Here is a 23,575-nt window from a genome sequence, read left to right on the forward strand (position 1 = left end):
AGCAATTTTTTAAAACAACTCATCAAACAAACTCAACTGGTTATCCTCTGGCATATTGCCGAGAATGCCCATTTCATCCATCTTTTCAACCAAGGTTGAGGAAAGTCCGCCACGCTTGCGTAATTCTGTTTTAGAAAGAAATTCTCCCTCTTCACGCGCTCGTACCAACTGCTTGGCAACGTTCTCTCCCAGACCATCCATTGCTACAAATGGCGGAATGAGGGTATCCCCATCGATGAGGAACTCTGTCGCCTGACTACGGTAGAGATCGAGTTTTCCAAACTTGAAACCACGTTCCCACATTTCATTGACAATCTCAAGAGTTGTATAAAGATCAATCTCCACATTAGAAGCCTCATTGTTCTTCCGTTTTTCAGAGATTTCTTCCATTCTGCGCTTGATAGCATCCAAGCCCGCCCCCATGGTCTTGATATCAAATGCCTTAGCACGGATTGAGAAGTAAGCACAGTAGTAATAAATAGGGTGGTGAACCTTAAAGTAGGCTACACGCAAGGCCATCATAACGTAGGCTGCCGCATGGGCTTTAGGGAACATGTACTTAATTTTTCCACAGGACTCGATATACCACTCTGGCACCTTATTAGCCTTCATAGCTTCGATATAGCCATTTCTTTCCTCTTCGGAAATCTTCAGCCACAAGCCCTTACGTACGCGTTCCATGATGGTAAAGGCCATCTTAGGTTCCAGACCCGCATGCATAAGGTAAACCATGATGTCGTCCCGACAACCGATAACAGTTGATAGGTCCGCTATTCCTTGTTTAATCAAATCTTGTGCATTGCCCAGCCAAACGTCGGTACCGTGGGATAGACCTGAGAGCTGAAGCAACTCCGCAAAAGTCGTCGGATGGGTTTCATCGACCATCCCACGTACAAAGTTGGTTCCAAACTCTGGAATCCCCAGCATGCCCGTAGGCGTTCCGATTTGCTCAGGTGTTACCCCTAACACATCCGTCCCAGAAAAGAGGGCCATTACGCCTTCGTCATCCATAGGAATTTCATTAGGGTCAATCCCAGACAAGTCCTGCAGTTTCCGAATCATGGTCGGATCATCATGTCCTAGTACATCGAGTTTGAGGACGTTCTCGTCGATATCATGGAAGTTAAAGTGAGTGGTCTGCCATTCAGCCGTCACATCATCCGCTGGATACTGGACAGGCGTAAAGTCGTAGACATCCATGTAGTTAGGAATAACAACGATTCCCCCTGGGTGTTGTCCTGTCGTTCGTTTGACACCAGCAGCTCCCTGGGCTAGACGTTCCACCTCTGCATCACGATAAAACTTGCCATAATCTCGCTCATAGCCCTTGACAAATCCATAAGCGGTCTTGGCAGCCACCGTACCAACCGTTCCTGCACGGAAGGCATATTCCTCACCAAAGATATCACGCACATCCAAGTGGGCGCTAGGCTGATCCTCTCCCGAAAAGTTCAAGTCAATATCGGGAACCTTATCTCCATCAAAACCAAGGAAGGTCTCAAACGGAATATCCTGCCCATTTTTGCTGAGTTTGTGACCACAGTTCGGACAGTCCTTATTGGGCATATCAAAACCTGAACCATAAGAACCATCCGTGATAAACTCACTGTACTGACACTGACCACAGACATAGTGAGGAGAGAGAGGATTGACCTCTGTAATCCCAATCATGGTCGCAACGAAACTAGATCCGACAGATCCTCGAGAACCTACCAAGTAACCCCGTTCATTGGAACGTTGCACCAGCATCTGGGAAGCCAGATAAATCACGGCAAATCCATTCCCCAGAATAGAAGTTAATTCTTTTTCAATCCGCAAATCGACAATATCTGGCAGTGGATTTCCATAAATCTCAAATGCCTTCTTATAGGTTAACTCAGCGACCGTTTCTTCAGCCTTATCGATAAAAGGCGTATACAAGTCACCCTTAACGACCTCAACGGGTTCAAAGATTTCTGCCAAAGCATTGGTGTTTTCAATAACCAACTTCCGAGCTAATTCCTCTCCCAAGAAGGCAAATTCATCCAACATCTCATTAGTCGTTCGAAAATGAGCCTTTGGAAGTGGTGCTGGTTGGGCATGTTCTCCATGACCGATAGTTCGGTTAATCATAGCCCCCTGTCCCAAACTACGGACGATAATTTCACGGTAAATCTCTTCTTCTGGTTCGATATAGTGAACATTTCCGGTAGCCAAAACGGGCTTGCCAAGGCGTTCTCCAACCTCTATCAAACTTTTGATAATGGTCTGGAGTTCTTCCATATCCTTAACCTGCTCCTTGGCAATCAGTGGCGCGTAGATAGCTGGAGGCATGACCTCGATAAAATCATAATACTTGGCCACCTCAACCGCCGCATCCACACCTTGAGAAACAACTGCATCGAAAACTTCGCCTTCAGAGCAAGCTGAGCCTAAAATCAAACCTTCCCGATGGGAATCTAAAACCGTTCTCGGAACCCGTGGCACCCCTTCAAAGTACTTGGTATTGGATAAAGAAACCAGCTTAAAGATATTTTTTAGACCTACCTGATTCTTGACATAGATGGTCGCATGCTTGATCCGAGCTTTTTTATAAGAATCTGGACTAATCAAATCGATGTTAAGTCTAGCCAAGTCGGTTACACCATGTTTTTCTGCCACCTCTTTGATAAAGATGAAGAGCAGACGACCAGTAGCTTCCGCATCGTAGTTGGCCATGTGGTGATGTTCTAAGGCCACACCAAAACGCTTGGTCAAAGGTCCCAAACCATGACGTTTATACTCAGGATAGAGGTTTCTAGCAAACTCCAGCGTATCAATAACTGGCTGAGTAATCTTTGGCAGACCATGACGCTCATAGTTGGCATTCATAAAGCCAACGTCAAAGGTCGCATTGTGGGCAACTAGGACCGTATCCTTGCAAAATTCTTGGAATTCTTTCAAAACTTGTTCTAGTGGTTTGGTATTTTTGACATGGTCATCTGTAATTCCAGTCAACTCAGTCGTAAAAGCTGACAAGGGATGTCCAGGATTGATAAATTCATCAAATTCAGCAATGACATTCCCCTTGTACATCTTAGAAGCCGCAACCTGAATCAAGTCATTATAAATAGCTGAAAGTCCCGTTGTTTCCACGTCAAAGACCACATAGGTCGCTTCTGACAAGTCCATCTCTACTTCGTTATAGACGATAGGAACACGGTCCTCCACGATATTGGCTTCCATTCCATAGATTAGCTGAATTCCCGCTTTTTTGGCCGCCTTATAGCCGTGTGGGAAGGATTGAACATTCCCGTGGTCTGTTATGGCAACCGCCTTGTGTCCCCACTTAGCAGCTGTCGCAACGATTTCTTCTACCTCTGGTAGTGCATCCATGGTCGACATATTAGTATGAGCATGAAACTCAACCCGTCGTTCTCCTTCTGGCATTAAATCCTTCCGCTCATAGTGAACAACTTCCTGCACGTCTTGCACGTTCATAGTCAAATCGCGTGTGAAGTTATTCATCTCCACATTCCCACGCACTCGTAGCCAAGAATTCTTCTTGATGAGGTCAAATTTCTGAGCCTCTTCCTCATTTTTAACCCACTTTTGCATAGAAAAACTTGAAGTATAGTCCGTCATTTTAAAGTTAATTAAAACACGACCGGTTCTAGTCACTTTTTGCTCCACATCAAAAACAACCCCTTCAAAGACCAGACGATTTTCCTCCGTCGTCACTTCGATCATAGGAGTAATCTCCGCCTTATCTAGCTTTGGCTTAGCCGCAGCCTTTTTGGCCTGAAAATCAAAGGCTGGTTTCTCTTCCGCTGGAGGTGGTGCCATCTGTTCCAGTTGTTCCATAGCACGAAGCGCTTCCTCATTGGCAGCTTGAACAATCTGCTCATTTTCAGCATGAAAGGCTTCTTCCTGCTCTTGAGTCAGCACATCATTCTTCTCTACTTGACAGTTAAAAGTAGGAAAACCAAATTTTTCAAGTTGTTTAGCTAAATTAGGAAGATGATTTTTCTTAAAGTGTTCCTTATCAATCGCCTCTGAGCCTTCAATAAAGAGTTGATTGCCCTCAGCACGAACTTGCAAATTCTGATAAAGAGATTTAAAGCCTTGACTAGCACATGGCCCTTCAGAAAAAGCCTCTCTATAATAGGCCTGCAAGAGTTGGTTTGAAAAATCTTGAGACAGAGCCTTAATTTCAAAAATAGCTTTATTACCTGTCTTAGAAAATTCCTCACTCAAACCCTTCTTTAATTCTAAAAAGATTTCAATCGGTAAAATATTAGAAAATACGAAATGAAACTCCCATACCTTACTAATTTTATGAACCACAACTCGTTCAATATCAGCATGTGATAAAGCAGATGCCTGTCTCATTTCAGCAGGCATCCCCAGTTGATTCATCAAAATTTCAAAACTATTTGACATTCATTTTCCTCACATTATTCTCCTACTATTCTACCATATTTAGAGGTATTTTCTAAAGACAAAAGGAAGCCACTAAGTGACTTCCTTCTAGAGTGAGGACAGATTAGTCTTCACCTTTGTTTTTCTTAATGATTTCTTCTTGTACTGACTTAGGTACATCTTCGTAGTGGTCAAATACCATCATGAATGTACCACGTCCTTGAGATGCAGAACGAAGAACTGTTGCGTAACCGAACATTTCAGCAAGCGGAACGTAAGCACGAACAATTTGGCTGTTACCGTGTGCTTCCATACCATCAACACGTCCACGACGAGCAGTTACGTGACCCATAACATCACCAAGGTTTTCTTCTGGAACAGTGATTGTTACAAGCATCATTGGTTCAAGGATAGCTGGTTGTGCTGATTTAGCAGCTTCTTTAAGGGCAAGTGAAGCCGCAATCTTGAAGGCAGTTTCAGATGAGTCGACATCGTGGTATGAACCATCGTAAAGCTTAGCTTTAACGTCAACCATTGGGTAACCTGCAAGAACACCATTAGCCATAGATTCTACCAAACCTTTTTCAACCGCTGGGATAAATTCACGAGGAACCACACCACCGACGATTGCGTTTTCGAATTCGAATCCTTTACCTTCTTCGTTTGGAGTAAATTCAATCCATACATCACCAAATTGACCTTTACCACCAGATTGACGTTTGAAGAATCCACGTGCTTGAGTAGAAGCGCGGAATGTTTCACGGTAAGATACTTGAGGAGCACCTACGTTCGCTTCAACTTTGAACTCACGACGCATACGGTCAACAAGGACGTCAAGGTGAAGCTCACCCATACCAGAGATAACTGTTTCACCAGTTTCAACGTTTGTTTCAACGCGGAATGTTGGATCTTCTTCAGCCAATTTTTGAAGGGCAATACCCATCTTGTCTTGGTCAGCTTTAGATTTTGGCTCAACCATCAATTGGATAACTGGTTCTGGAACGTTGATTGACTCAAGGATGATTTTAGCTTTTTCATCAGTCAAAGAGTCACCAGTTGTAGTATCTTTCAAACCAACGGCAGCAGCAATATCACCTGAGTAAACAGTGTCGATTTCTTGACGGCTGTTAGCGTGCATTTGAAGGATACGTCCGATACGTTCACGTTTACCTTTAGAAGTGTTCAATACGTAAGAACCTGATTGAAGAACACCTGAGTAAACACGGAAGAATGTCAAACGACCTACGAATGGGTCTGTCATGATCTTGAAGGCAAGAGCTGCAAATGGCTCTTCGTCAGATGCTGGACGAGTTTCTTCTTCATCTGTATCTGGGTTGATACCTTTGATCGCTGGGATGTCAAGTGGGCTTGGAAGGTAGTCAATAACCGCATCAAGCATCAATTGAACACCTTTGTTCTTGAAGGCAGAGCCACACAATACTGGGAAGAATTCAACGTTGATAGTCGCTTTACGGATACCAGCTTTCAATTCTTCGTTAGTGATTTCTTCACCTTCGAGGTATTTCATCATCAATTCTTCGTCAGTTTCAGCAACTGCTTCGATCAATTTTTCACGGTATTCTTGAGCTTGGTCAAGGTATTCAGCTGGGATGTCTTCTTCAAGGATATCTGTACCAAGGTCGTTAGTATAGATTTCAGCTTTCATCTTGATCAAGTCGATGATACCACGGAAGTCATCTTCAGAACCGATTGGCAATTGGATTGGGTGTGCATTTGCTTGAAGACGATCGTGAAGTGTGCTTACAGAGTAAAGGAAGTCAGCACCGATTTTGTCCATTTTGTTGGCAAATACGATACGTGGAACTCCGTACTCAGTTGCTTGACGCCAAACTGTTTCAGTTTGAGGCTCAACACCTGATTGTGAGTCAAGAACGGTAACCGCACCATCCAATACACGAAGAGAACGTTGTACTTCGATTGTGAAGTCCACGTGTCCTGGTGTGTCGATGATGTTTACGCGGTGGTTGTTCCATTGAGCTGTTGTCGCAGCAGATGTGATAGTGATACCACGTTCTTGCTCTTGCTCCATCCAGTCCATTTGTGACGCACCTTCGTGAGTTTCACCGATTTTGTGGATTTTACCAGTGTAGTAAAGAATACGCTCAGTAGTTGTTGTTTTACCAGCATCGACGTGAGCCATGATACCGATATTACGAGTTTTTTCAAGTGAAAATTCGCGTGCCATGAGGTTTGTTTCTCCTATTTATTTTTGATTTCTATTCTATTATAACACGATTTTAATAAAAACGGATAGGCAGGACCTACCCGTTCTCAATGTTTTCATGCTATTGTTGGTTTCAACTTGTAGATTTACAAGTTGAATTGAACTCGGGCTAAAGTTAACTAGCCGATTTGAGCCGGAACGGGATGCTGTGTGAAAAAGATAAACTTCCTTGTATTCGTCGAATACTGCGTCAGTTTCCTATTTTCACCTTGCATCCTTACCGTTCCTAGCATCATGATTTTACCAACGGAAGTGTGCGAATGCACGGTTAGCTTCAGCCATACGGTGAGTGTCTTCACGTTTCTTAACAGCTGCACCAGTGTTGTTAGCAGCATCCAAGATTTCTTTTGCAAGACGGTCTTGCATTGTGTGTTCACCACGAAGACGAGCGATTGTTACCAACCAACGAAGTCCAAGTGTTGTACGACGTTCTGGACGAACTTCAACTGGGACTTGGTAGTTAGAACCACCAACACGACGTGCACGTACTTCAAGTACAGGCATGATGTTTTCCATAGCTGTTTCAAATACTTCAAGTGCATCGTTTCCAGTAGCTTCTTTGATTTGCTCAAAGGCACCGTAAACGATTGAAGCAGCTGTACCACGTTTACCATCAAGCATAACGCGGTTGATAAGACGAGTAACTAGTTGTGAATTGTAAAGCGGATCTGGCAATACGTCACGTTTTGGAGCTCTATTTTTACGACTCATTTCTCTTTATCCCCTTTCCTTATGCTTTTGGACGTTTAGTACCGTATTTAGAACGGCCTTGTTTACGATCGTTAACACCTGCAGTATCAAGTGCACCACGGACGATATGGTAACGTACCCCTGGAAGGTCTTTTACACGTCCACCACGAAGAAGCACCACGCTGTGCTCTTGCAAGTTGTGTCCGATACCTGGGATGTAGGCAGTAACTTCGATAAGGTTGCTCAAACGTACACGAGCGAATTTACGAAGGGCTGAGTTAGGTTTTTTAGGTGTCATTGTTCCAACACGAGTTGCAACACCACGTTTTTGTGGTGAAGAAACGTTTGTTTGAACTTTTTTATGACTGTTGTAACCAACGTTCAAAGCTGGTGATTTAGATTTTTCTACTTTTGATTTACGCGGTTTGCGAACCAATTGGTTAATTGTAGGCATCTACATTCTCCTGTGTTTTTTTATTTTTGGTGATGATACACTTGGTGACAGCTATCATCTGTGTGTACTTTTGCAACATTTGTCAGCACGTCCCTGTACACTCTTGAGAGACCAAAAGTAAAAAGTACCGTCTATTATTGTAACAAAATTTTCCCTTGGTTGTCAAGATATTTTTCTTTTTTATTGTTAATTTTAGCTCTTTTGTAGTGCTCCCTAAAAAAGAAAAAGGAGGAATCCCACCCTCCTAAAATTAATATTGTTCCATTCAATCTCATCAATTTTAGACATAATGTTCAAAAAATATTATATCATCACAACCAACCAGATTCTTTCGCAATATTAGCTGCCTCTGTTCGATTGCCTGCATGTAATTTAGAAAGAATATTGGTGACATAGTTTCGGACTGTTCCGTTGGATAGATAAAGTTTGTCTGCAATTTCTTGGTTAGATAAGCCCTGAGCAATTCCCTTTAAAACTGCGATTTCTTGTTCTGTTAATGGATTGGGATGCGTCATCACCACTTCCATCAATTCAGGCGAATACTCCTTGCGTCCCTCTAGGACGGTGTGCAAGGTTTGCATTAGCTCTGCAATGTTTCTTTCTTTTAATACATAAGCATCTACTCCAGCCTTGACCGCACGTTCAAAATACCCAGGACGCTTGAAGGTCGTCACCACAACCACCTTTGTTGCTAGATTTTCTGCTCGTATCCACTCCAAGACTTCAAGACCTGTCTTAACAGGCATTTCTACGTCAAGGATGGCGATATCTACAGACTCCTTTTCTAATAGTTGGATTGCTTCTTGCCCATTCTTGGCTTGAAAGACAGAGTCTACACCTGGTTGAAGCGTGAGCAATTGACACATAGCATCTCGCAACATACTTTGATCTTCTGCGACTAACACTTTCATCTACTTTCTCTCCTTATAAGGTAGTCGAACCTGAACTTCTGTCGGTTGTTTCCAACTAATTACCTCTACTTCTCCCGAAAATGGAAGAACACGATCTCGAACTGTATGGAGGTCATCCCCCTTTATAGAAGTAAAGCCACAGCCATCATCTCTCACTGTTAGAATGAGTTCTTTCTCTGTCCGTTCTAATTTCAAGTAGACTTTAGACGCTTTAGCATGTTTGATGATATTGGTCACTAATTCAAGCAAAATCATGGAAGCCGTTGACTCCAATTCCTGAGTAAGGCTAGCTGTATCTAGTTGATTAGCTATTTCCACCTCAATTCCAGCAATTTCTAACATCTTTTTCACAGTCTCTAGTTCGGATGTCAAAGTTCTAGACTTCAGATTTTCCACAATAGTTCGTACTTCATTCATGGAATCCTTGCTTATCTGCTGAATTTCTTTTAATTCCTTCTCCACCTGTGGATAAGCCTCCATCTGAAATAACTGCAAGGCGAGATCCGTTTTGACACTCAGCATAGCAAAGGTGTGTCCCAGACTATCATGCAAATCCTGACCGATACGACTGCGTTCATTTTCTGCTAGCAATAGATTTATCTGGGCATTTTGCTTAGCCTGAGCTTCTTTCAAATCCTCTACAATTCGAACCCGAACCAAGCCAAAAGTCATCAAATCGACAAAAGTAAGAATCCCAAGCAGATAGAATAGAAACTCAACTTCGATTTTCTGAATAATCAACAGTTGCCCTACAACAAACACTTGAGTAAGGAGAAAAGTCCAGACATGTAAAGACTTTAAACTACGTATACCGAAATGATAAATTAAGAGATTGGAAAGGAAAAAGAAGAACCAGATATAATTCGCAGCAACAAAGGCAGTATAGCCAGCTACATAGACCAGCATGATTCCCCAGAAAAGCCAAGAAAGACGCTGGTTCTTAGTTATTAAAACACCCAAATACGCCACTACAAATAGAATATCAATCAATAAATGCCAGACAGGAAGCTCCCCAGTCACTACAGGAATGATGGAAAAAACCATAAAAATCAAACTGGCCCAATACATATAATCTATACTTTTCAGTCTTTCAAGCATTAAGAATTCTCCTTATGACCTTGAAGGTAAATGGTCAAACCAAATAAAACTGCTGAAAAAACAAGTAGATAAACTGTGGCTGATAAATTGATGCCAGCCTCATTTAAGAAGGTCTTAAGCAACTCCATCAACTGATAGGTCGGTAGGCACTTCCCGATTGCTTGCATCCAGTCTGGAAATAAAGAGATGGGCATCCAGAGTCCACCTAAGACAGCCAATCCTAGATAAAGAAGATTGCCCACGACAGACATCAACTGACTAGTTGGTAAGAGAGTCAAGGCCAAACCAAGGGCTACAAAAGCTACACTTCCAACTATCAGCAAGAGCGCAGCACCAACCCAGCTTCCTAGAGGCATGTCCACACCTCTTACAAAATGCCCAACTGAGAAAACCACCAAGATTGAAACCAAATAATCAACCAGCATACTTGTTATCTTTGATAGATAATATTCTACCATATTTACAGGGGTATGGCGCAATGTTTTCTGCCAGTTGTTGATTTTATCGGTATGTAAAACAGCTGGGAATGAAAACATAGCTGTCGACATCATGGAAAAAGCCGTCATGGAGATGAGGTAGTCGCGCATAAAATTAGCCGGTCCACCTGGTGTGTCCTGGTACATGCCTGAAAAGAATAAATAGAAGGCTGTCGGCATCCCTACGGATAATAGATAATAGACTAATTGTCGTTTGGTCAATAGAAATTCTATCTTGTTTAGTGCGATCCATTGTTTCATCTTAGTCATCTCCCTTTTGTGTTTCTTCAAAGATTGTATCCAGCAAGCTACGATTATTGACTTCAACTTCTTGAATCCTACATCCTGCTTGCACTAACAGTTGCCAAAAAGCATCCGCTTCACGTGTAACTACTTGCAAAGCATCTTGTTTTTGTGACCAGTTTTCAACCAAGTTAGACTGCTCTACGACTTCCTTGTAAGCTATAGGAAGGATAAAGTGCTTTTCTATTTCCTCGCTACGCATAGCTAGAGGTGTCGTATCTCGAATCAACTCTCCCTTATTTAAGACCAAAATCCGATCAGCTGTATGCTCTACTTCTTCGATATAATGAGACGAATAGAGAATGGTGACTCCCTGCGCTTTTAGGTCCTGAACAATTTCCCAAAAACGTTGGCGGGTTGAAGTATCCATGGCAGCAGTTGGTTCATCTAAAAAGACAAGCTTTGGTCGCCCAATCAAGGTCAAGACAAAAGAGAAGAGACGCTTTTGACCACCTGACAATTTTTCTGCGAATTGTTCTTTTTGTTGCTGGTCAAACTGCAATAGTTGATCGATTTCCTGGTTTCTCAAGGGATTTGGATAAATACTTTGAAAGAAAGCAATCAACTCTTTGACCTTTAATTTCTGAACAATGACATTTTCTTGAGGCAGATAACCTCTAATATAGTCTAACTGAGAACTCATCACTGACAAGCCTTGGATGGATACTTGACCGCTTGTGACCAGTTTATCTCCAAGCAAACAGTCCAAGAGTGTCGTCTTACCAGCACCATTTGGCCCAATCAAGGCAATACATTCACCTTCAGCTACCTCAAAGGAAATATCCTTCAAAATAGCCTTTCCCTTGATGTTTTTAAATAAGCCTTGTACCTTAATCATGTTCATAATATTCTCCTTTTAGCAACTCCTTACCCATCGGAAAAACAATAAAAATCATAAATCCTAATCCCATTACACCACGGATGAATTGATGAAGGAAGGCCTGATCAAACCAACCTGTAAACATTTCTACCAACCATACCACTAGTGACAGTCCAATAAAAAGATAGAAAATCGCTTTTTTCATTTTTCAAACTCCTTTTTCACATCTGAGACCAATTTTAATCCTTCTCGGATCAACCAAGACATGATTCCGAAGCCAGCAAATAGCTCCCAAGGAAAATGATAGAATCCCACGTCCAACCCTGAAAACATGAGATAGGTCATGACTCCTGCTGCTACAAAACTCATTGCAACAATTACTTTATGTTTCATTTTTTCTTCCTCCATTTCATACTTCAATTATAGACTTCTGAAGCTAGCAAAGCTAGATGCTTCTGTCACTAGGAAATATGACAAATGTCATAAAAGATTATGCTTGAAAGAATCAAAAAACATTACACAACAAAGCACGGGTACAAAAGAATTTATAGTCACTTCCGTCAAAGTGATATCAAATTTGGACTATAATGTAAACTAATACTTATTTAAAAACTCAAGAGAAGAAATTTTTATCCTAAAAATACATATATTATACGTTGTACCAAAAAATCTTTTTTTCTTTCTTAAAAAATAGTAAAATTTATAAAAACTCTTAATTTTAAATGTGTATACCAAAATTTTAATTGAATATCAGTTTATAAAATGAATTACTCATACCAAAAAAGGTTCTATAATATTTGTAGTGGGTAAATCCCCTATAGATATTATGGAGCCTATTTTGTGTAGAAAAAAAGTCCCATAAGATCTATAATGAAAAGCGACCAAACTATCATTAGAAAGAATCATATGGAACAATTACATTCTATCACAAAACTACTCGATATTAAAGACCCTAATATCCAAATTATAGATATCATTAATAAGGGTATACACAAGGAAATCATCGCTAAACTAGACTATGAGGCTCCATCTTGTCCTGATTGCGGAAGCCTAATGAAGAAATATGACTTTCAAAAACCGTCTAAGATTCCTTACCTTGAAACGACTGGTATACCTACTAGAATCCTCCTTAGAAAACGCCGTTTTAAGTGCTATCAGTGCTCTAAAATGATGGTCGCTGAAACTTCTCTCGTCAAGAAAAATCACCAAATACCTCGTATCATCAACCAAAAGATTGCTCAGAAGCTGATTGAAAAAACTTCCATGACCGACATTGCTCATCAGTTGTCTATTTCAACTTCAACTGTCATTCGCAAGCTCAATGACTTTCACTTTAAACCTGATTTTTCTCGCCTTCCACAGATTATATCTTGGGACGAATATACCTTTACAAAAGGAAAGATGAGTTTCATTGCACAAGATTTTGATAACCTCAGTATCATCGCTGTTCTTGAAGGTAGAACACAAGCTGTCATCCGAAATCACTTTCTTCGATACGATAGAGCCGTTCGTTGTCGAGTGAAAATCATTACTATGGATATGTTTAGTCCTTACTATGACTTAGCTAGACAACTTTTTCCGCGTGCTAAAATCGTTCTAGATCGCTTTCACATTGTACAACATCTAAGCCGTGCTATGAGTCGTGTTCGTGTCCAAATCATGAATCAACTTGAACGAAAATCTCATGAATACAAGGCTATCAAGCGTTACTGGAGGCTCATTCAACAGGATAGTCTTAAACTGAGTGATAAACGTTTTTATCGCCCTACTTTTCGTATGCACTTAACCAATAAAGAAATCCTAGACAAGCTTTTGAGCTATTCCGAAGACTTGAAACACCACTATCATCTCTATCAACTCTTGCTTTTCCACTTTCAGAATAAAGAGCCGAAGAAATTTTTCGGACTCATTGAGGACAATCTCAAGCAGGTTCATCCTCTTTTTCAGACTGTCTTTAAAACCTTTCTAAAGGACAAAGAGAAAATCGTCAATGCCCTTCAGTTACCCTATTCCAACGCCAAATTGGAAGCAACCAATAATCTCATCAAACTTATCAAACGCAATGCCTTTGGTTTTCGGAACTTTGAAAACTTTAAAAAACGGATTTTTATTGCTCTGAACATCAAAAAAGAAAGGACAAATGTCGTCCTTTCTCGAGCTTAGCTTTTCTTCAACCCACTACAGTTGACAAAGAGCCCAAAAAAGAGAGAACCAAACTGATTCTCCCTTAAAGCAAATAAAAAAGATACGCTTACGTATCTCTGTAATGAATCGGGAAGACAGGATTCGAACCTGCGACACCTTGGTCCCAAACCAAGTACTCTACCAAGCTGAGCTACTTCCCGAGTTAAATAGAAAAATGCACCCTAGAGGAGTCGAACCTCTAACCGCCTGATTCGTAGTCAGGTACTCTATCCAGTTGAGCTAAGGGTGCTCATTAGTTTATGCCGAGGACCGGAATCGAACCGGTACGATCGTTACCAATCGCAGGATTTTAAGTCCTGTGCGTCTGCCAGTTCCGCCACCCCGGCCTCTCTAAGCGAACGACGGGATTCGAACCCGCGACCCCCACCTTGGCAAGGTGGTGTTCTACCACTGAACTACGTTCGCACTGTTTTCTTCTATCTAAAAATGCCGGCTACATGACTTGAACACGCGACCCTCTGATTACAAATCAGATGCTCTACCAACTGAGCTAAGCCGGCTCATTTATTATATCTTAATGCGGGTTAAGGGACTTGAACCCCCACGCCGTTAAGCGCCAGATCCTAAATCTGGTGCGTCTGCCAATTCCGCCAAACCCGCATATATGACCCGTACTGGGCTCGAACCAGTGACCCATTGATTAAAAGTCAATTGCTCTACCAACTGAGCTAACGAGTCTAAAGTAACTTTCATTACCTTAAACGGTCCCGACGGGAATCGAACCCGCGATCTTCGCCGTGACAGGGCGACGTGATAACCGCTACACTACGGGACCTATGGGAGTTAACGGGATCGAACCGCTGACCCTCTGCTTGTAAGGCAGATGCTCTCCCAGCTGAGCTAAACTCCCTAGAGCTAAGCGACTTCCATATCTCACAGGGGGCAACCCCCAACTACTTCCGGCGTTCTAGGGCTTAACTTCTGTGTTCGGCATGGGTACAGGTGTATCTCCTAGGCTATCGTCACTTAACTCTGAGTAATACCTACTCAAAATTGAATATCTATTCAAACCAAGAAAACCTTTCGCTTTCGTATTCTCAGTTACTTTGGATAAGTCCTCGAGCTATTAGTATTAGTCCGCTACATGTGTCGCCACACTTCCACTTCTAACCTATCTACCTGATCATCTCTCAGGGCTCTTACTGATATAAAATCATGGGAAATCTCATCTTGAGGTGGGTTTCACACTTAGATGCTTTCAGCGTTTATCCCTTCCCTACATAGCTACCCAGCGATGCCTTTGGCAAGACAACTGGTACACCAGCGGTAAGTCCACTCTGGTCCTCTCGTACTAGGAGCAGATCCTCTCAAATTTCCTACGCCCGCGACGGATAGGGACCGAACTGTCTCACGACGTTCTGAACCCAGCTCGCGTGCCGCTTTAATGGGCGAACAGCCCAACCCTTGGGACCGACTACAGCCCCAGGATGCGACGAGCCGACATCGAGGTGCCAAACCTCCCCGTCGATGTGAACTCTTGGGGGAGATAAGCCTGTTATCCCCAGGGTAGCTTTTATCCGTTGAGCGATGGCCCTTCCATACGGAACCACCGGATCACTAAGCCCGACTTTCGTCCCTGCTCGAGTTGTAGCTCTCGCAGTCAAGCTCCCTTATACCTTTACACTCTGCGAATGATTTCCAACCATTCTGAGGGAACCTTTGGGCGCCTCCGTTACCTTTTAGGAGGCGACCGCCCCAGTCAAACTGCCCGTCAGACACTGTCTCCGATAGGGATCACCTATCCGGGTTAGAGTGGCCATAACACAAGGGTAGTATCCCAACAACGTCTCCTTCGAAACTGGCGTCCCGATCTCTTAGACTCCTACCTATCCTGTACATGTGGTACAGACACTCAATATCAAACTGCAGTAAAGCTCCATGGGGTCTTTCCGTCCTGTCGCGGGTAACCTGCATCTTCACAGGTACTAAAATTTCACCGAGTCTCTCGTTGAGACAGTGCCCAAATCATTACGCCTTTCGTGCGGGTCGGAACTTACCCGACAAGGAATTTCGCTACCTTAGGACCGTTATAGTTACGGCCGCCGTTTACTGGGGCTTCAATTCATACCTTCGCTTACGCTAAGCACTCCTCTTAACCTTCCAGCACCGGGCAGGCGTCACCCCCTATACATCATCTTACGATTTAGCAGAGAGCTGTGTTTTTGATAAACAGTTGCTTGGGCCTATTCACTGCGGCTGACTTAAAGCCAGCACCCCTTCTCCCGAAGTTACGGGGTCATTTTGCCGAGTTCCTTAACGAGAGTTCTCTCGCTCACCTGAGGCTACTCGCCTCGACTACCTGTGTCGGTTTGCGGTACGGGTAGAGTATGTTTAAACGCTAGAAGCTTTTCTTGGCAGTGTGACGTCACTAACTTCGCTACTAAACTTCGCTCCCCATCACAGCTCAATGTTATAGAACTAAGCATTTGACTCAGTTCACACCTCACTGCTTAGACAGACACTTCCAATCGTCTGCTTTAGTTAGCCTACTGCGTCCCTCCATCACTACATACTCTAGTACAGGAATATCAACCTGTTGTCCATCGGATACACCTTTCGGTCTCTCCTTAGGTCCCGACTAACCCAGGGCGGACGAGCCTTCCCCTGGAAACCTTAGTCTTACGGTGGACAGGATTCTCACCTGTCTTTCGCTACTCATACCGGCATTCTCACTTCTATGCGTTCCAGCACTCCTCACGGTACACCTTCATCACACATAGAACGCTCTCCTACCATACCTATAAAGGTATCCACAGCTTCGGTAAATTGTTTTAGCCCCGGTACATTTTCGGCGCAGGGTCACTCGACTAGTGAGCTATTACGCACTCTTTGAATGAATAGCTGCTTCTAAGCTAACATCCTAGTTGTCTGTGCAACCCCACATCCTTTTCCACTTAACAATTATTTTGGGACCTTAGCTGGTGGTCTGGGCTGTTTCCCTTTCGACTACGGATCTTAGCACTCGCAGTCTGACTGCCGACCATAATTCATTGGCATTCGGAGTTTATCTGAGATTGGTAATCCGGGATGGACCCCTCACCCAAACAGTGCTCTACCTCCAAGAATCTCTAATGTCGACGCTAGCCCTAAAGCTATTTCGGAGAGAACCAGCTATCTCCAAGTTCGTTTGGAATTTCTCCGCTACCCACAAGTCATCCAAGCACTTTTCAACGTGCCCTGGTTCGGTCCTCCAGTGCGTCTTACCGCACCTTCAACCTGCTCATGGGTAGGTCACATGGTTTCGGGTCTACGTCATGATACTAATTCGCCCTATTCAGACTCGGTTTCCCTACGGCTCCGTCTCTTCAACTTAACCTCGCATCATAACGTAACTCGCCGGTTCATTCTACAAAAGGCACGCTCTCACCCATTAACGGGCTCGAACTTGTTGTAGGCACACGGTTTCAGGTTCTATTTCACTCCCCTCCCGGGGTGCTTTTCACCTTTCCCTCACGGTACTGGTTCACTATCGGTCACTAGGAAGTATTTAGGGTTGGGAGATGGTCCTCCCAGATTCCGACGGGATTTCACGTGTCCCGCCGTACTCAGGATACTGCTAGGTACAAAGACTATTTTAAATACGAGGCTATTACTCTCTTTGGCTGATCTTCCCAAATCATTCTTCTATAATCTTTGAGTCCACATTGCAGTCCTACAACCCCGAAGAGTAAACTCTTCGGTTTGCCCTTCTGCCGTTTCGCTCGCCGCTACTAAGGCAATCGCTTTTGCTTTCTCTTCCTGCAGCTACTTAGATGTTTCAGTTCACTGCGTCTTCCTCCTCACATCCTTAACAGATGCGGGTAACAGGTAGTACCTGTTGGGTTCCCCCATTCGGAAATCCCTGGATCATCGCTTACTTACAGCTACCCAAGGCATATCGTCGTTTGTCACGTCCTTCTTCGGCTCCTAGTGCCAAGGCATCCACCGTGCGCCCTTATTAACTTAACCTTATTTTCTGACCTTTCAGTCATAAACTCTTATTAATACTACAGCGTTTTCGGTTTATTTTCTTGTTACTATTTGATATAGATATTCAATTTTCAATGTGCATTACTTGGTGATCTCTCACCAATGGAGCCTAGCGGGATCGAACCGCTGACCTCCTGCGTGCAAAGCAGGCGCTCTCCCAGCTGAGCTAAGGCCCCACAAGACCTCTCAAGACTAAACAAGACCAATGCGCAGTTCCTTATCCTTAGAAAGGAGGTGATCCAGCCGCACCTTCCGATACGGCTACCTTGTTACGACTTCACCCCAATCATCTATCCCACCTTAGGCGGCTGGCTCCTTACGGTTACCTCACCGACTTCGGGTGTTACAAACTCTCGTGGTGTGACGGGCGGTGTGTACAAGGCCCGGGAACGTATTCACCGCGGCGTGCTGATCCGCGATTACTAGCGATTCCGACTTCATGTAGGCGAGTTGCAGCCTACAATCCGAACTGAGACTGGCTTTAAGAGATTAGCTTGCCGTCACCGGCTTGCGACTCGTTGTACCAGCCATTGTAGCACGTGTGTAGCCCAGGTCATAAGGGGCATGATGATTTGACGTCATCCCCACCTTCCTCCGGTTTATTACCGGCAGTCTCGCTAGAGTGCCCAACTGAATGATGGCAACTAACAATAGGGGTTGCGCTCGTTGCGGGACTTAACCCAACATCTCACGACACGAGCTGACGACAACCATGCACCACCTGTCACCTCTGTCCCGAAGGAAAACTCTATCTCTAGAGCGGTCAGAGGGATGTCAAGACCTGGTAAGGTTCTTCGCGTTGCTTCGAATTAAACCACATGCTCCACCGCTTGTGCGGGCCCCCGTCAATTCCTTTGAGTTTCAACCTTGCGGTCGTACTCCCCAGGCGGAGTGCTTAATGCGTTAGCTGCGGCACTAAACCCCGGAAAGGGTCTAACACCTAGCACTCATCGTTTACGGCGTGGACTACCAGGGTATCTAATCCTGTTTGCTCCCCACGCTTTCGAGCCTCAGCGTCAGTTACAAGCCAGAGAGCCGCTTTCGCCACCGGTGTTCCTCCATATATCTACGCATTTCACCGCTACACATGGAATTCCACTCTCCCCTCTTGCACTCAAGTTAAACAGTTTCCAAAGCGTACTATGGTTAAGCCACAGCCTTTAACTTCAGACTTATCTAACCGCCTGCGCTCGCTTTACGCCCAATAAATCCGGACAACGCTCGGGACCTACGTATTACCGCGGCTGCTGGCACGTAGTTAGCCGTCCCTTTCTGGTAAGATACCGTCACAGTGTGAACTTTCCACTCTCACACTCGTTCTTCTCTTACAACAGAGCTTTACGATCCGAAAACCTTCTTCACTCACGCGGCGTTGCTCGGTCAGACTTCCGTCCATTGCCGAAGATTCCCTACTGCTGCCTCCCGTAGGAGTCTGGGCCGTGTCTCAGTCCCAGTGTGGCCGATCACCCTCTCAGGTCGGCTATGTATCGTCGCCTTGGTGAGCCGTTACCCCACCAACTAGCTAATACAACGCAGGTCCATCTGGTAGTGATGCAATTGCACCTTTTAAGCAAATGTCATGCAACATCTACTATTATGCGGTATTAGCTATCGTTTCCAATAGTTATCCCCCACTACCAGGCAGGTTACCTACGCGTTACTCACCCGTTCGCAACTCATCCAGAGAAGCAAGCTCCTCCTTCAGCGTTCTACTTGCATGTATTAGGCACGCCGCCAGCGTTCGTCCTGAGCCAGGATCAAACTCTCATTAAAAGTTTGAGTTCTCACTCATTTCTGTCACTGACAGATTTATTGTTTTTTTCATTGTTCAGTACTACAACAATTGTTGTAGTGCCCTGCACATTGGTTCGTCTTGTTCAGTTTTCAAAGGTCTTTGTCACTCACTTCTCTCAAGTGACAACTATATTAGTATATCACAGTCGCTTTCGCTTGTCAACACTTTTTTGAAACTTTTTTAAACTTTTTTCATCAAGTGTTTCATCTGCAACATACTATAGTCCGTACGGGATTCGAACCCGTGTTACCGCCGTGAAAAGGCGGTGTCTTAACCCCTTGACCAACGGACCAGAGTTGCTATTTTCAACTCTTACTATTATACCGACTTTTCAAACTTTGTCAACTACTTTTTGAAACTTTTTATGTTTTTTTCTTTTTTTGCATAGCTTCTTACCGAGTACGGATATCAAACTCCTTAAACACAATACGTAAGTCTCTCAATACTCTTTGTCGACCTCGAAATCGTTCATGTCTTAAGACGCGTTCTAACTCTTCTTGTTTCTCTTTATTTTGTTTACTTTTATAATCTCTTAGGGTTTCATAAAAGAGATAATAATCATCTAGCCACAGACCGCCCTCACTTATACGATGACTAATCTCACCTACTTCTTCATAGGGTTCTTTATCATATCTTCGTTTTTGACTTTCTTGCTTACGGAGATAATCTAAAATCCGATTCCGAAATTTTGTTTTGAAATATTTACGTAAACGAGGTATATCTTCTATCAGTTCTTCTTCTCTACTAATCAATTCATGCAAGCAGATCATACCCTCTTGGTCCCAATCAGACAACTCCCATAAATGAAGGTAATACTCATTTCTACACTTATATACAATTCCTTGGACTTCTTCATACAATTTTTTAAGCATATTGTTCCCCTTTCTAGATACAGTCTAACAGATTCAAAAACACTTTTGTCCTATTTTCCCGTTCTGTTCTCTACACCGCTTCAACTGCGCAAAAAAGAGAGGACATGCCTCTCTCAGGGTTATAATTCTGCGATTTGGTTTAGGTTTACTTCTGCAACTGTGTCATTTCCAAACATAGAGATAATCATCTTCACTTTATTGTTATCAATCTCTGTAATCTTACCAGTATAGTCTGCAAAAGCACCATCAATGATACGTACAGTTTGACCAACTTCAACATCAATATCAAACTCTTGTACAGTTTGTCCCATAGAAATCAAGATATCACGGATTTCTTGTTCCAATAATGGAGTGGGTTTTGATCTATTTCCGTGAGATCCGACGAATCCTGTAACGTTTGGTGTGTTTCGAACAACAAACCAAGCTTCATCTGTCATGACCATTTCTACAAGAACATAACCTGGAAAGCGATTTTCTTCTACTTCTTTTTTCTTTCCATTTTTTTCAACTTGCACTGTCTGTGTTGGAATTTCAACACGTAAAATATTATCCAACATATTGTAGGTTTGTGCACGTTGTAATAGATTTTCTTTTACCTTATTTTCATAACCAGAATAAGTTTGTAAGACAAACCATCCTTTATCAAAACTATCCATGATACTTCCTTTCATAATAGAAGACTTTTAGCGTGAATGACTTCACAGTTCTTCTAAAAAATGTTAATAAATCGAATCAAACCTGAAACAATCAACTTGTCAAAAATATAAATAATCACAACAAAGAAAGCAGTGTATTCCATGATAGAACGAAAATCTCTCCAGCTTTCCTTGCGAGTTGGCCATGTTGTGTCTTTAAGAAGTCGAAAAATATCTCCAATAAAACGCATCGCTCTCTCCTATCTCGTTTCTCTGTGTGTAGTATACTTACCACAATGTTTACAAAATTTATTTACTTCTAGTCGTGTTGGCTTGGGGTTTCCGCTGATCTTGATTGAATAGTTTCTCGAACCACAAACCGCACAAGCTAGGCTTGCTTTTTTTAGTGCCATAACGCCTCCATCTTATCTATTATAACAAGAAAGCTAGGCTTTGACAAGCATCTTAACGAAATAGATTGACTACCGAATCCCATATCGTTTGAGCCTTTTCCTTAATTTTAGCATCCGAGATAGCACGGCTCGCCTCATCTACCAGATTTTGTGCACGACTTCTAATATCAGAAAGGCTATTATCCGTCTGATTGGTTTCATTACTCTGTACTTGATTATTTGTATTAGCTGGCGCAATCCCATTTTGCTTATAAGCATTTTCAACGGTAAAGGTACTTCCTGGCGTATAAGGTAAAATGGTATTTGCAATGTTTCTAAAGACATGGGCCGCACCGTTTGAAGTAGATCCTGCTAGATAGTGATTTTCATCAGTGGTCGGAAAGCCAAGCCAGTGGCTAATCACTACATCCGGAGTATAACCAATTACCCACTGGTCACTTGTGTACTCCGGATTGAAAACTGCTTCAGTTGTTCCAGTTTTCCCTGCCATGACATAATCTGCAGGCGATGAACTAATACCGGTGCCGTTGGTGAATGTCCCCAACATCATACTGGTCATCTTGTCAGCTACAGACTTATCGATCACCCGTTTTTGTGAATTCTTATGGCTTGCAATAACTTGTCCACTAGCATTTTCAATTCTACTAATAAAATGAGCTTCCGGCATTAAACCTTCATTTGCAAAAGCAGCATATGCTTGAGCCATTTGAAGAGGGTTTGTTTCGACACCGCTTCCCAAAGCAACACCAAGAACACGGTCGACTTTTTCCATGTTGAGTCCGAATTTTTCGCCCGACTCAAAAGCCTTGTCAACACCCAAGTCATTAACAGTGGCAACAGCAGGTAGATTAAGCGATTCTGCCAAGGCTTGATACATAGGAACTTCTCGACTCGTTTTGATTCCTGCATAGTTATCAACCTTATAGCTGTCATACTGCATGGTATGGTTATCCAACTGCTTATTCAAGGCCCAACCTGCTTCAACTGCTGGCGTATAAACAACTAAAGGCTTAATTGTAGAACCAGGGCTACGTTTTGATTGAGTTGCATAGTTGAAATTCCGGAATCCAGTTTTATCATTATCTGCAACTTGACCAACAACTCCACGAACTCCCCCTGTTTTCGGTTCGAGAGCTACACTTCCTGATTGAGCAAACGTTCCATCCTCTGCCCTAGGAAATAGTGAGGTATTTTCATAAACAACCTGCATATTTGCTTGGTAGTTTTGGTCCAGCTCTGTGTAAATGCGATAGCCATTGTTGACAATCTCTTCCTCTGTTAGATTATACTTGGAAACAGCTTCATTAACCACCGCATCAAAATAAGAAGGATAGCGGTAATCTGATATTTTTCCTTCATACTTATCGTGCAATTGCGAAGTCATATCAACTTCTGCAGCTTCGGTTTCTTGTTTTTTATCAATGTAACCCGCTGCAAGCATATTTTGCAAGACAGTATCACGACGATTGGTAGAATCTTCTACAGATTTCAAGGGGTTATACAGTTCCGGTCCTTTGAGCATCCCTGCCAGAGTCGCAGCTTGATCGAGACTCACTTCTGATGCAGAAACTCCAAAGTATTTCTTACTCGCATCTTCTACACCCCATACACCATTTCCAAAATAGGCGTTGTTAAGGTACATGGTTAGAATTTGATCTTTGCTATATTTTTTTGTTAATTCTAAAGCTAGGAAAAATTCTTTCGCTTTTCTCTCAACAGTTTGATCCTGCGATAGATAGGCGTTCTTAGCCAGCTGTTGGGTAATGGTAGAGCCACCACCTGAACGTCCAGCAGTGACAATAGCCAAGAAGAAACGACCATAGTTAATCCCGTCATTTTTATAGAAAGAACGGTCTTCTGTCGCAATAACAGCATTCTGCAAGTTTTTACTGATGTCAGTCAATTCAACGTAGGTTCCCTTTTGACCAGACAAGGCACCTGCCTCTTTTTCTTCACGGTCAAAAATGAGAGTCCGAGTTTTCAAGGCATTTTGCAAATCATTGACATTGGTTGACTTGGCTACAGCAAACAAATAGGTTCCGACTAACAAGCCTGCACTCAAACCTAGTATAACAACGATTTTCGTCAGATGATAGCGACGCCAGAATTTTCGAATCGGACCCACTTGAGCTAATTTTTTTCGATCACTACGAGAGCGACGTAAGCTAGTCGAATCAGAATCCTCTAGTTCACTTGTTTCTTTTTTAAAAAGAGAAAGAAATTTCTCGAATAATTTATCTAATTTCATGCGTTTATTTTATCATCTTCATCATAGGAAGACAAGAATTTAGCTATTTCCTATCCAAATA

General features: G+C 42.9%; 16 protein-coding genes, 11 tRNA genes and 3 rRNA genes. 1 reads left to right on the top strand and 29 read right to left on the bottom strand.

Features of this window, described 5'->3' with window-relative positions; all coding sequences use genetic code 11:
- Positions 1–9 precede the first annotated feature (9 nt).
- The 10 genes from ABKJ27_RS08220 to ABKJ27_RS08265 all read right to left on the bottom strand — a co-directional run bounded on the left by ABKJ27_RS08220 (position 10) and on the right by ABKJ27_RS08265 (position 11,785).
- Positions 10–4,401 (bottom strand): PolC-type DNA polymerase III, encoded by a 4,392-nt coding sequence (locus ABKJ27_RS08220; RefSeq protein WP_410011666.1) that lies wholly within the window; start codon positions 4,399–4,401, stop codon positions 10–12.
- 103 nt (positions 4,402–4,504) lie between these two features.
- Positions 4,505–6,586, bottom strand: a complete 2,082-nt coding sequence (gene fusA / locus ABKJ27_RS08225; protein WP_000090348.1) for an elongation factor G — start codon at positions 6,584–6,586, stop codon at positions 4,505–4,507.
- Between the two features lie 279 nt (positions 6,587–6,865).
- Positions 6,866–7,336, bottom strand: coding sequence for a 30S ribosomal protein S7 (gene rpsG, locus ABKJ27_RS08230; RefSeq protein WP_000087873.1), 471 nt, complete (start codon positions 7,334–7,336; stop codon positions 6,866–6,868).
- 19 nt (positions 7,337–7,355) lie between these two features.
- Positions 7,356–7,769 carry a 30S ribosomal protein S12 gene (rpsL, locus tag ABKJ27_RS08235; protein WP_001142332.1) on the bottom strand — a complete coding sequence of 138 codons (414 nt, stop codon included), beginning with the start codon at positions 7,767–7,769 and terminating at the stop codon, positions 7,356–7,358.
- Between the two features lie 311 nt (positions 7,770–8,080).
- The gene (locus tag ABKJ27_RS08240) at positions 8,081–8,680 is read right to left on the bottom strand and encodes a response regulator transcription factor (protein ID WP_261020618.1); all 600 of its coding nucleotides are present in this window, start codon (positions 8,678–8,680) and stop codon (positions 8,081–8,083) included.
- Positions 8,681–9,778, bottom strand: a complete 1,098-nt coding sequence (locus ABKJ27_RS08245) for a sensor histidine kinase (RefSeq protein WP_410011667.1) — start codon at positions 9,776–9,778, stop codon at positions 8,681–8,683.
- On the bottom strand, positions 9,778–10,515 hold the full coding sequence (locus ABKJ27_RS08250; RefSeq protein ID WP_410011668.1) for an ABC transporter permease: 738 nt from the start codon (positions 10,513–10,515) through the stop codon (positions 9,778–9,780). The genes ABKJ27_RS08245 and ABKJ27_RS08250 overlap by 1 nt, the downstream gene beginning before the upstream one ends.
- 1 nt (position 10,516) lies before the next feature.
- A complete protein-coding gene (locus tag ABKJ27_RS08255) occupies positions 10,517–11,401 on the bottom strand; it encodes an ABC transporter ATP-binding protein (protein ID WP_410011669.1) in 885 nt (294 codons plus the stop codon).
- Positions 11,388–11,582: a hypothetical protein gene (locus ABKJ27_RS08260; RefSeq protein WP_410011670.1), complete on the bottom strand. Its 195-nt coding sequence runs from the start codon at positions 11,580–11,582 to the stop codon at positions 11,388–11,390. The genes ABKJ27_RS08255 and ABKJ27_RS08260 overlap by 14 nt, the downstream gene beginning before the upstream one ends.
- Entirely contained in the window at positions 11,579–11,785 is a 207-nt protein-coding gene (locus ABKJ27_RS08265; RefSeq protein WP_410011671.1) for a hypothetical protein, read from the bottom strand. Before ABKJ27_RS08265 ends, ABKJ27_RS08260 begins: the two co-directional genes overlap by 4 nt.
- 498 nt (positions 11,786–12,283) lie before the next feature.
- Here ABKJ27_RS08265 and ABKJ27_RS08270 point away from each other — a divergent pair, with 498 nt between their 5' ends.
- On the top strand, positions 12,284–13,540 hold the full coding sequence (locus ABKJ27_RS08270) for an ISL3 family transposase (RefSeq protein WP_410011672.1): 1,257 nt from the start codon (positions 12,284–12,286) through the stop codon (positions 13,538–13,540).
- Positions 13,541–13,648: 108 nt separating this feature from the next.
- On the opposite strand, the gene ABKJ27_RS08275 is transcribed toward ABKJ27_RS08270, so the two are convergent.
- The 19 genes from ABKJ27_RS08275 to pbp2a form a co-directional block, all read right to left on the bottom strand.
- Positions 13,649–13,722, bottom strand: a tRNA-Pro gene (locus tag ABKJ27_RS08275).
- A 15-nt stretch (positions 13,723–13,737) separates the two neighbouring features.
- Positions 13,738–13,811: transfer RNA gene (locus ABKJ27_RS08280), tRNA-Arg, on the bottom strand.
- 11 nt (positions 13,812–13,822) lie between these two features.
- A tRNA-Leu gene (locus ABKJ27_RS08285) sits at positions 13,823–13,908 on the bottom strand.
- A 7-nt stretch (positions 13,909–13,915) separates the two neighbouring features.
- A tRNA-Gly gene (locus ABKJ27_RS08290) sits at positions 13,916–13,987 on the bottom strand.
- A 22-nt stretch (positions 13,988–14,009) separates the two neighbouring features.
- Positions 14,010–14,082, bottom strand: a tRNA-Thr gene (locus ABKJ27_RS08295).
- Positions 14,083–14,100: 18 nt separating this feature from the next.
- Positions 14,101–14,182: transfer RNA gene (locus ABKJ27_RS08300), tRNA-Leu, on the bottom strand.
- A gap of 5 nt (positions 14,183–14,187) precedes the next feature.
- Positions 14,188–14,260 (bottom strand) — tRNA-Lys (locus ABKJ27_RS08305).
- A gap of 24 nt (positions 14,261–14,284) precedes the next feature.
- Positions 14,285–14,357, bottom strand: a tRNA-Asp gene (locus tag ABKJ27_RS08310).
- Between the two features lie 2 nt (positions 14,358–14,359).
- Positions 14,360–14,432: transfer RNA gene (locus ABKJ27_RS08315), tRNA-Val, on the bottom strand.
- Between the two features lie 4 nt (positions 14,433–14,436).
- Positions 14,437–14,552: ribosomal RNA gene (gene rrf, locus ABKJ27_RS08320) — 5S ribosomal RNA — on the bottom strand.
- A 76-nt stretch (positions 14,553–14,628) separates the two neighbouring features.
- A 23S ribosomal RNA gene (locus ABKJ27_RS08325) occupies positions 14,629–17,530 on the bottom strand.
- A 124-nt stretch (positions 17,531–17,654) separates the two neighbouring features.
- A tRNA-Ala gene (locus tag ABKJ27_RS08330) sits at positions 17,655–17,727 on the bottom strand.
- A 51-nt stretch (positions 17,728–17,778) separates the two neighbouring features.
- A 16S ribosomal RNA gene (locus ABKJ27_RS08335) occupies positions 17,779–19,324 on the bottom strand.
- Together the 16S, 23S and 5S rRNA genes with 11 tRNA genes alongside form the textbook arrangement of a ribosomal RNA operon.
- A 242-nt stretch (positions 19,325–19,566) precedes the next feature.
- Positions 19,567–19,638: transfer RNA gene (locus tag ABKJ27_RS08340), tRNA-Glu, on the bottom strand.
- 100 nt (positions 19,639–19,738) lie between these two features.
- Positions 19,739–20,218 (bottom strand): sigma-70 family RNA polymerase sigma factor, encoded by a 480-nt coding sequence (locus ABKJ27_RS08345; RefSeq protein ID WP_410011673.1) that lies wholly within the window; start codon positions 20,216–20,218, stop codon positions 19,739–19,741.
- Between the two features lie 119 nt (positions 20,219–20,337).
- A complete protein-coding gene (gene nusG, locus ABKJ27_RS08350; protein WP_084926827.1) occupies positions 20,338–20,874 on the bottom strand; it encodes a transcription termination/antitermination protein NusG in 537 nt (178 codons plus the stop codon).
- Positions 20,875–20,927: 53 nt separating this feature from the next.
- Positions 20,928–21,104, bottom strand: a complete 177-nt coding sequence (gene secE, locus ABKJ27_RS08355; RefSeq protein ID WP_001210990.1) for a preprotein translocase subunit SecE — start codon at positions 21,102–21,104, stop codon at positions 20,928–20,930.
- A gap of 9 nt (positions 21,105–21,113) precedes the next feature.
- Entirely contained in the window at positions 21,114–21,266 is a 153-nt protein-coding gene (rpmG, locus tag ABKJ27_RS08360) for a 50S ribosomal protein L33 (RefSeq protein ID WP_001809375.1), read from the bottom strand.
- A 52-nt stretch (positions 21,267–21,318) separates the two neighbouring features.
- Complete coding sequence (gene pbp2a / locus ABKJ27_RS08365) at positions 21,319–23,514, bottom strand: penicillin-binding protein PBP2A (protein ID WP_410011674.1); 2,196 nt, start codon at positions 23,512–23,514, stop codon at positions 21,319–21,321.
- Positions 23,515–23,575 lie beyond the last annotated feature (61 nt).

It is taken from the genome of Streptococcus sp. KHUD_011 (assembly GCF_046352925.1).
GTDB lineage: Bacteria > Bacillota > Bacilli > Lactobacillales > Streptococcaceae > Streptococcus.

Bases quoted from the DNA above. Each gene is read 5' to 3' on its own strand.
- ABKJ27_RS08220 (WP_410011666.1), bottom strand. From the start codon at position 4,401: ATGTCAAATAGTTTTGAAATTTTGATGAATCAACTGGGGATGCCTGCT.
- fusA (WP_000090348.1), bottom strand. From the start codon at position 6,586: ATGGCACGCGAATTTTCACTTGAAAAAACTCGTAATATCGGTATCATG.
- rpsG (WP_000087873.1), bottom strand. From the start codon at position 7,336: ATGAGTCGTAAAAATAGAGCTCCAAAACGTGACGTATTGCCAGATCCG.
- rpsL (WP_001142332.1), bottom strand. From the start codon at position 7,769: ATGCCTACAATTAACCAATTGGTTCGCAAACCGCGTAAATCAAAAGTA.
- ABKJ27_RS08240 (WP_261020618.1), bottom strand. From the start codon at position 8,680: ATGAAAGTGTTAGTCGCAGAAGATCAAAGTATGTTGCGAGATGCTATG.
- ABKJ27_RS08245 (WP_410011667.1), bottom strand. From the start codon at position 9,778: ATGCTTGAAAGACTGAAAAGTATAGATTATATGTATTGGGCCAGTTTG.
- ABKJ27_RS08250 (WP_410011668.1), bottom strand. From the start codon at position 10,515: ATGAAACAATGGATCGCACTAAACAAGATAGAATTTCTATTGACCAAA.
- ABKJ27_RS08255 (WP_410011669.1), bottom strand. From the start codon at position 11,401: ATGAACATGATTAAGGTACAAGGCTTATTTAAAAACATCAAGGGAAAG.
- ABKJ27_RS08260 (WP_410011670.1), bottom strand. From the start codon at position 11,582: ATGAAAAAAGCGATTTTCTATCTTTTTATTGGACTGTCACTAGTGGTA.
- ABKJ27_RS08265 (WP_410011671.1), bottom strand. From the start codon at position 11,785: ATGGAGGAAGAAAAAATGAAACATAAAGTAATTGTTGCAATGAGTTTT.
- ABKJ27_RS08270 (WP_410011672.1), top strand. From the start codon at position 12,284: ATGGAACAATTACATTCTATCACAAAACTACTCGATATTAAAGACCCT.
- ABKJ27_RS08345 (WP_410011673.1), bottom strand. From the start codon at position 20,218: ATGCTTAAAAAATTGTATGAAGAAGTCCAAGGAATTGTATATAAGTGT.
- nusG (WP_084926827.1), bottom strand. From the start codon at position 20,874: ATGGATAGTTTTGATAAAGGATGGTTTGTCTTACAAACTTATTCTGGT.
- secE (WP_001210990.1), bottom strand. From the start codon at position 21,104: ATGCGTTTTATTGGAGATATTTTTCGACTTCTTAAAGACACAACATGG.
- rpmG (WP_001809375.1), bottom strand. From the start codon at position 21,266: ATGGCACTAAAAAAAGCAAGCCTAGCTTGTGCGGTTTGTGGTTCGAGA.
- pbp2a (WP_410011674.1), bottom strand. From the start codon at position 23,514: ATGAAATTAGATAAATTATTCGAGAAATTTCTTTCTCTTTTTAAAAAA.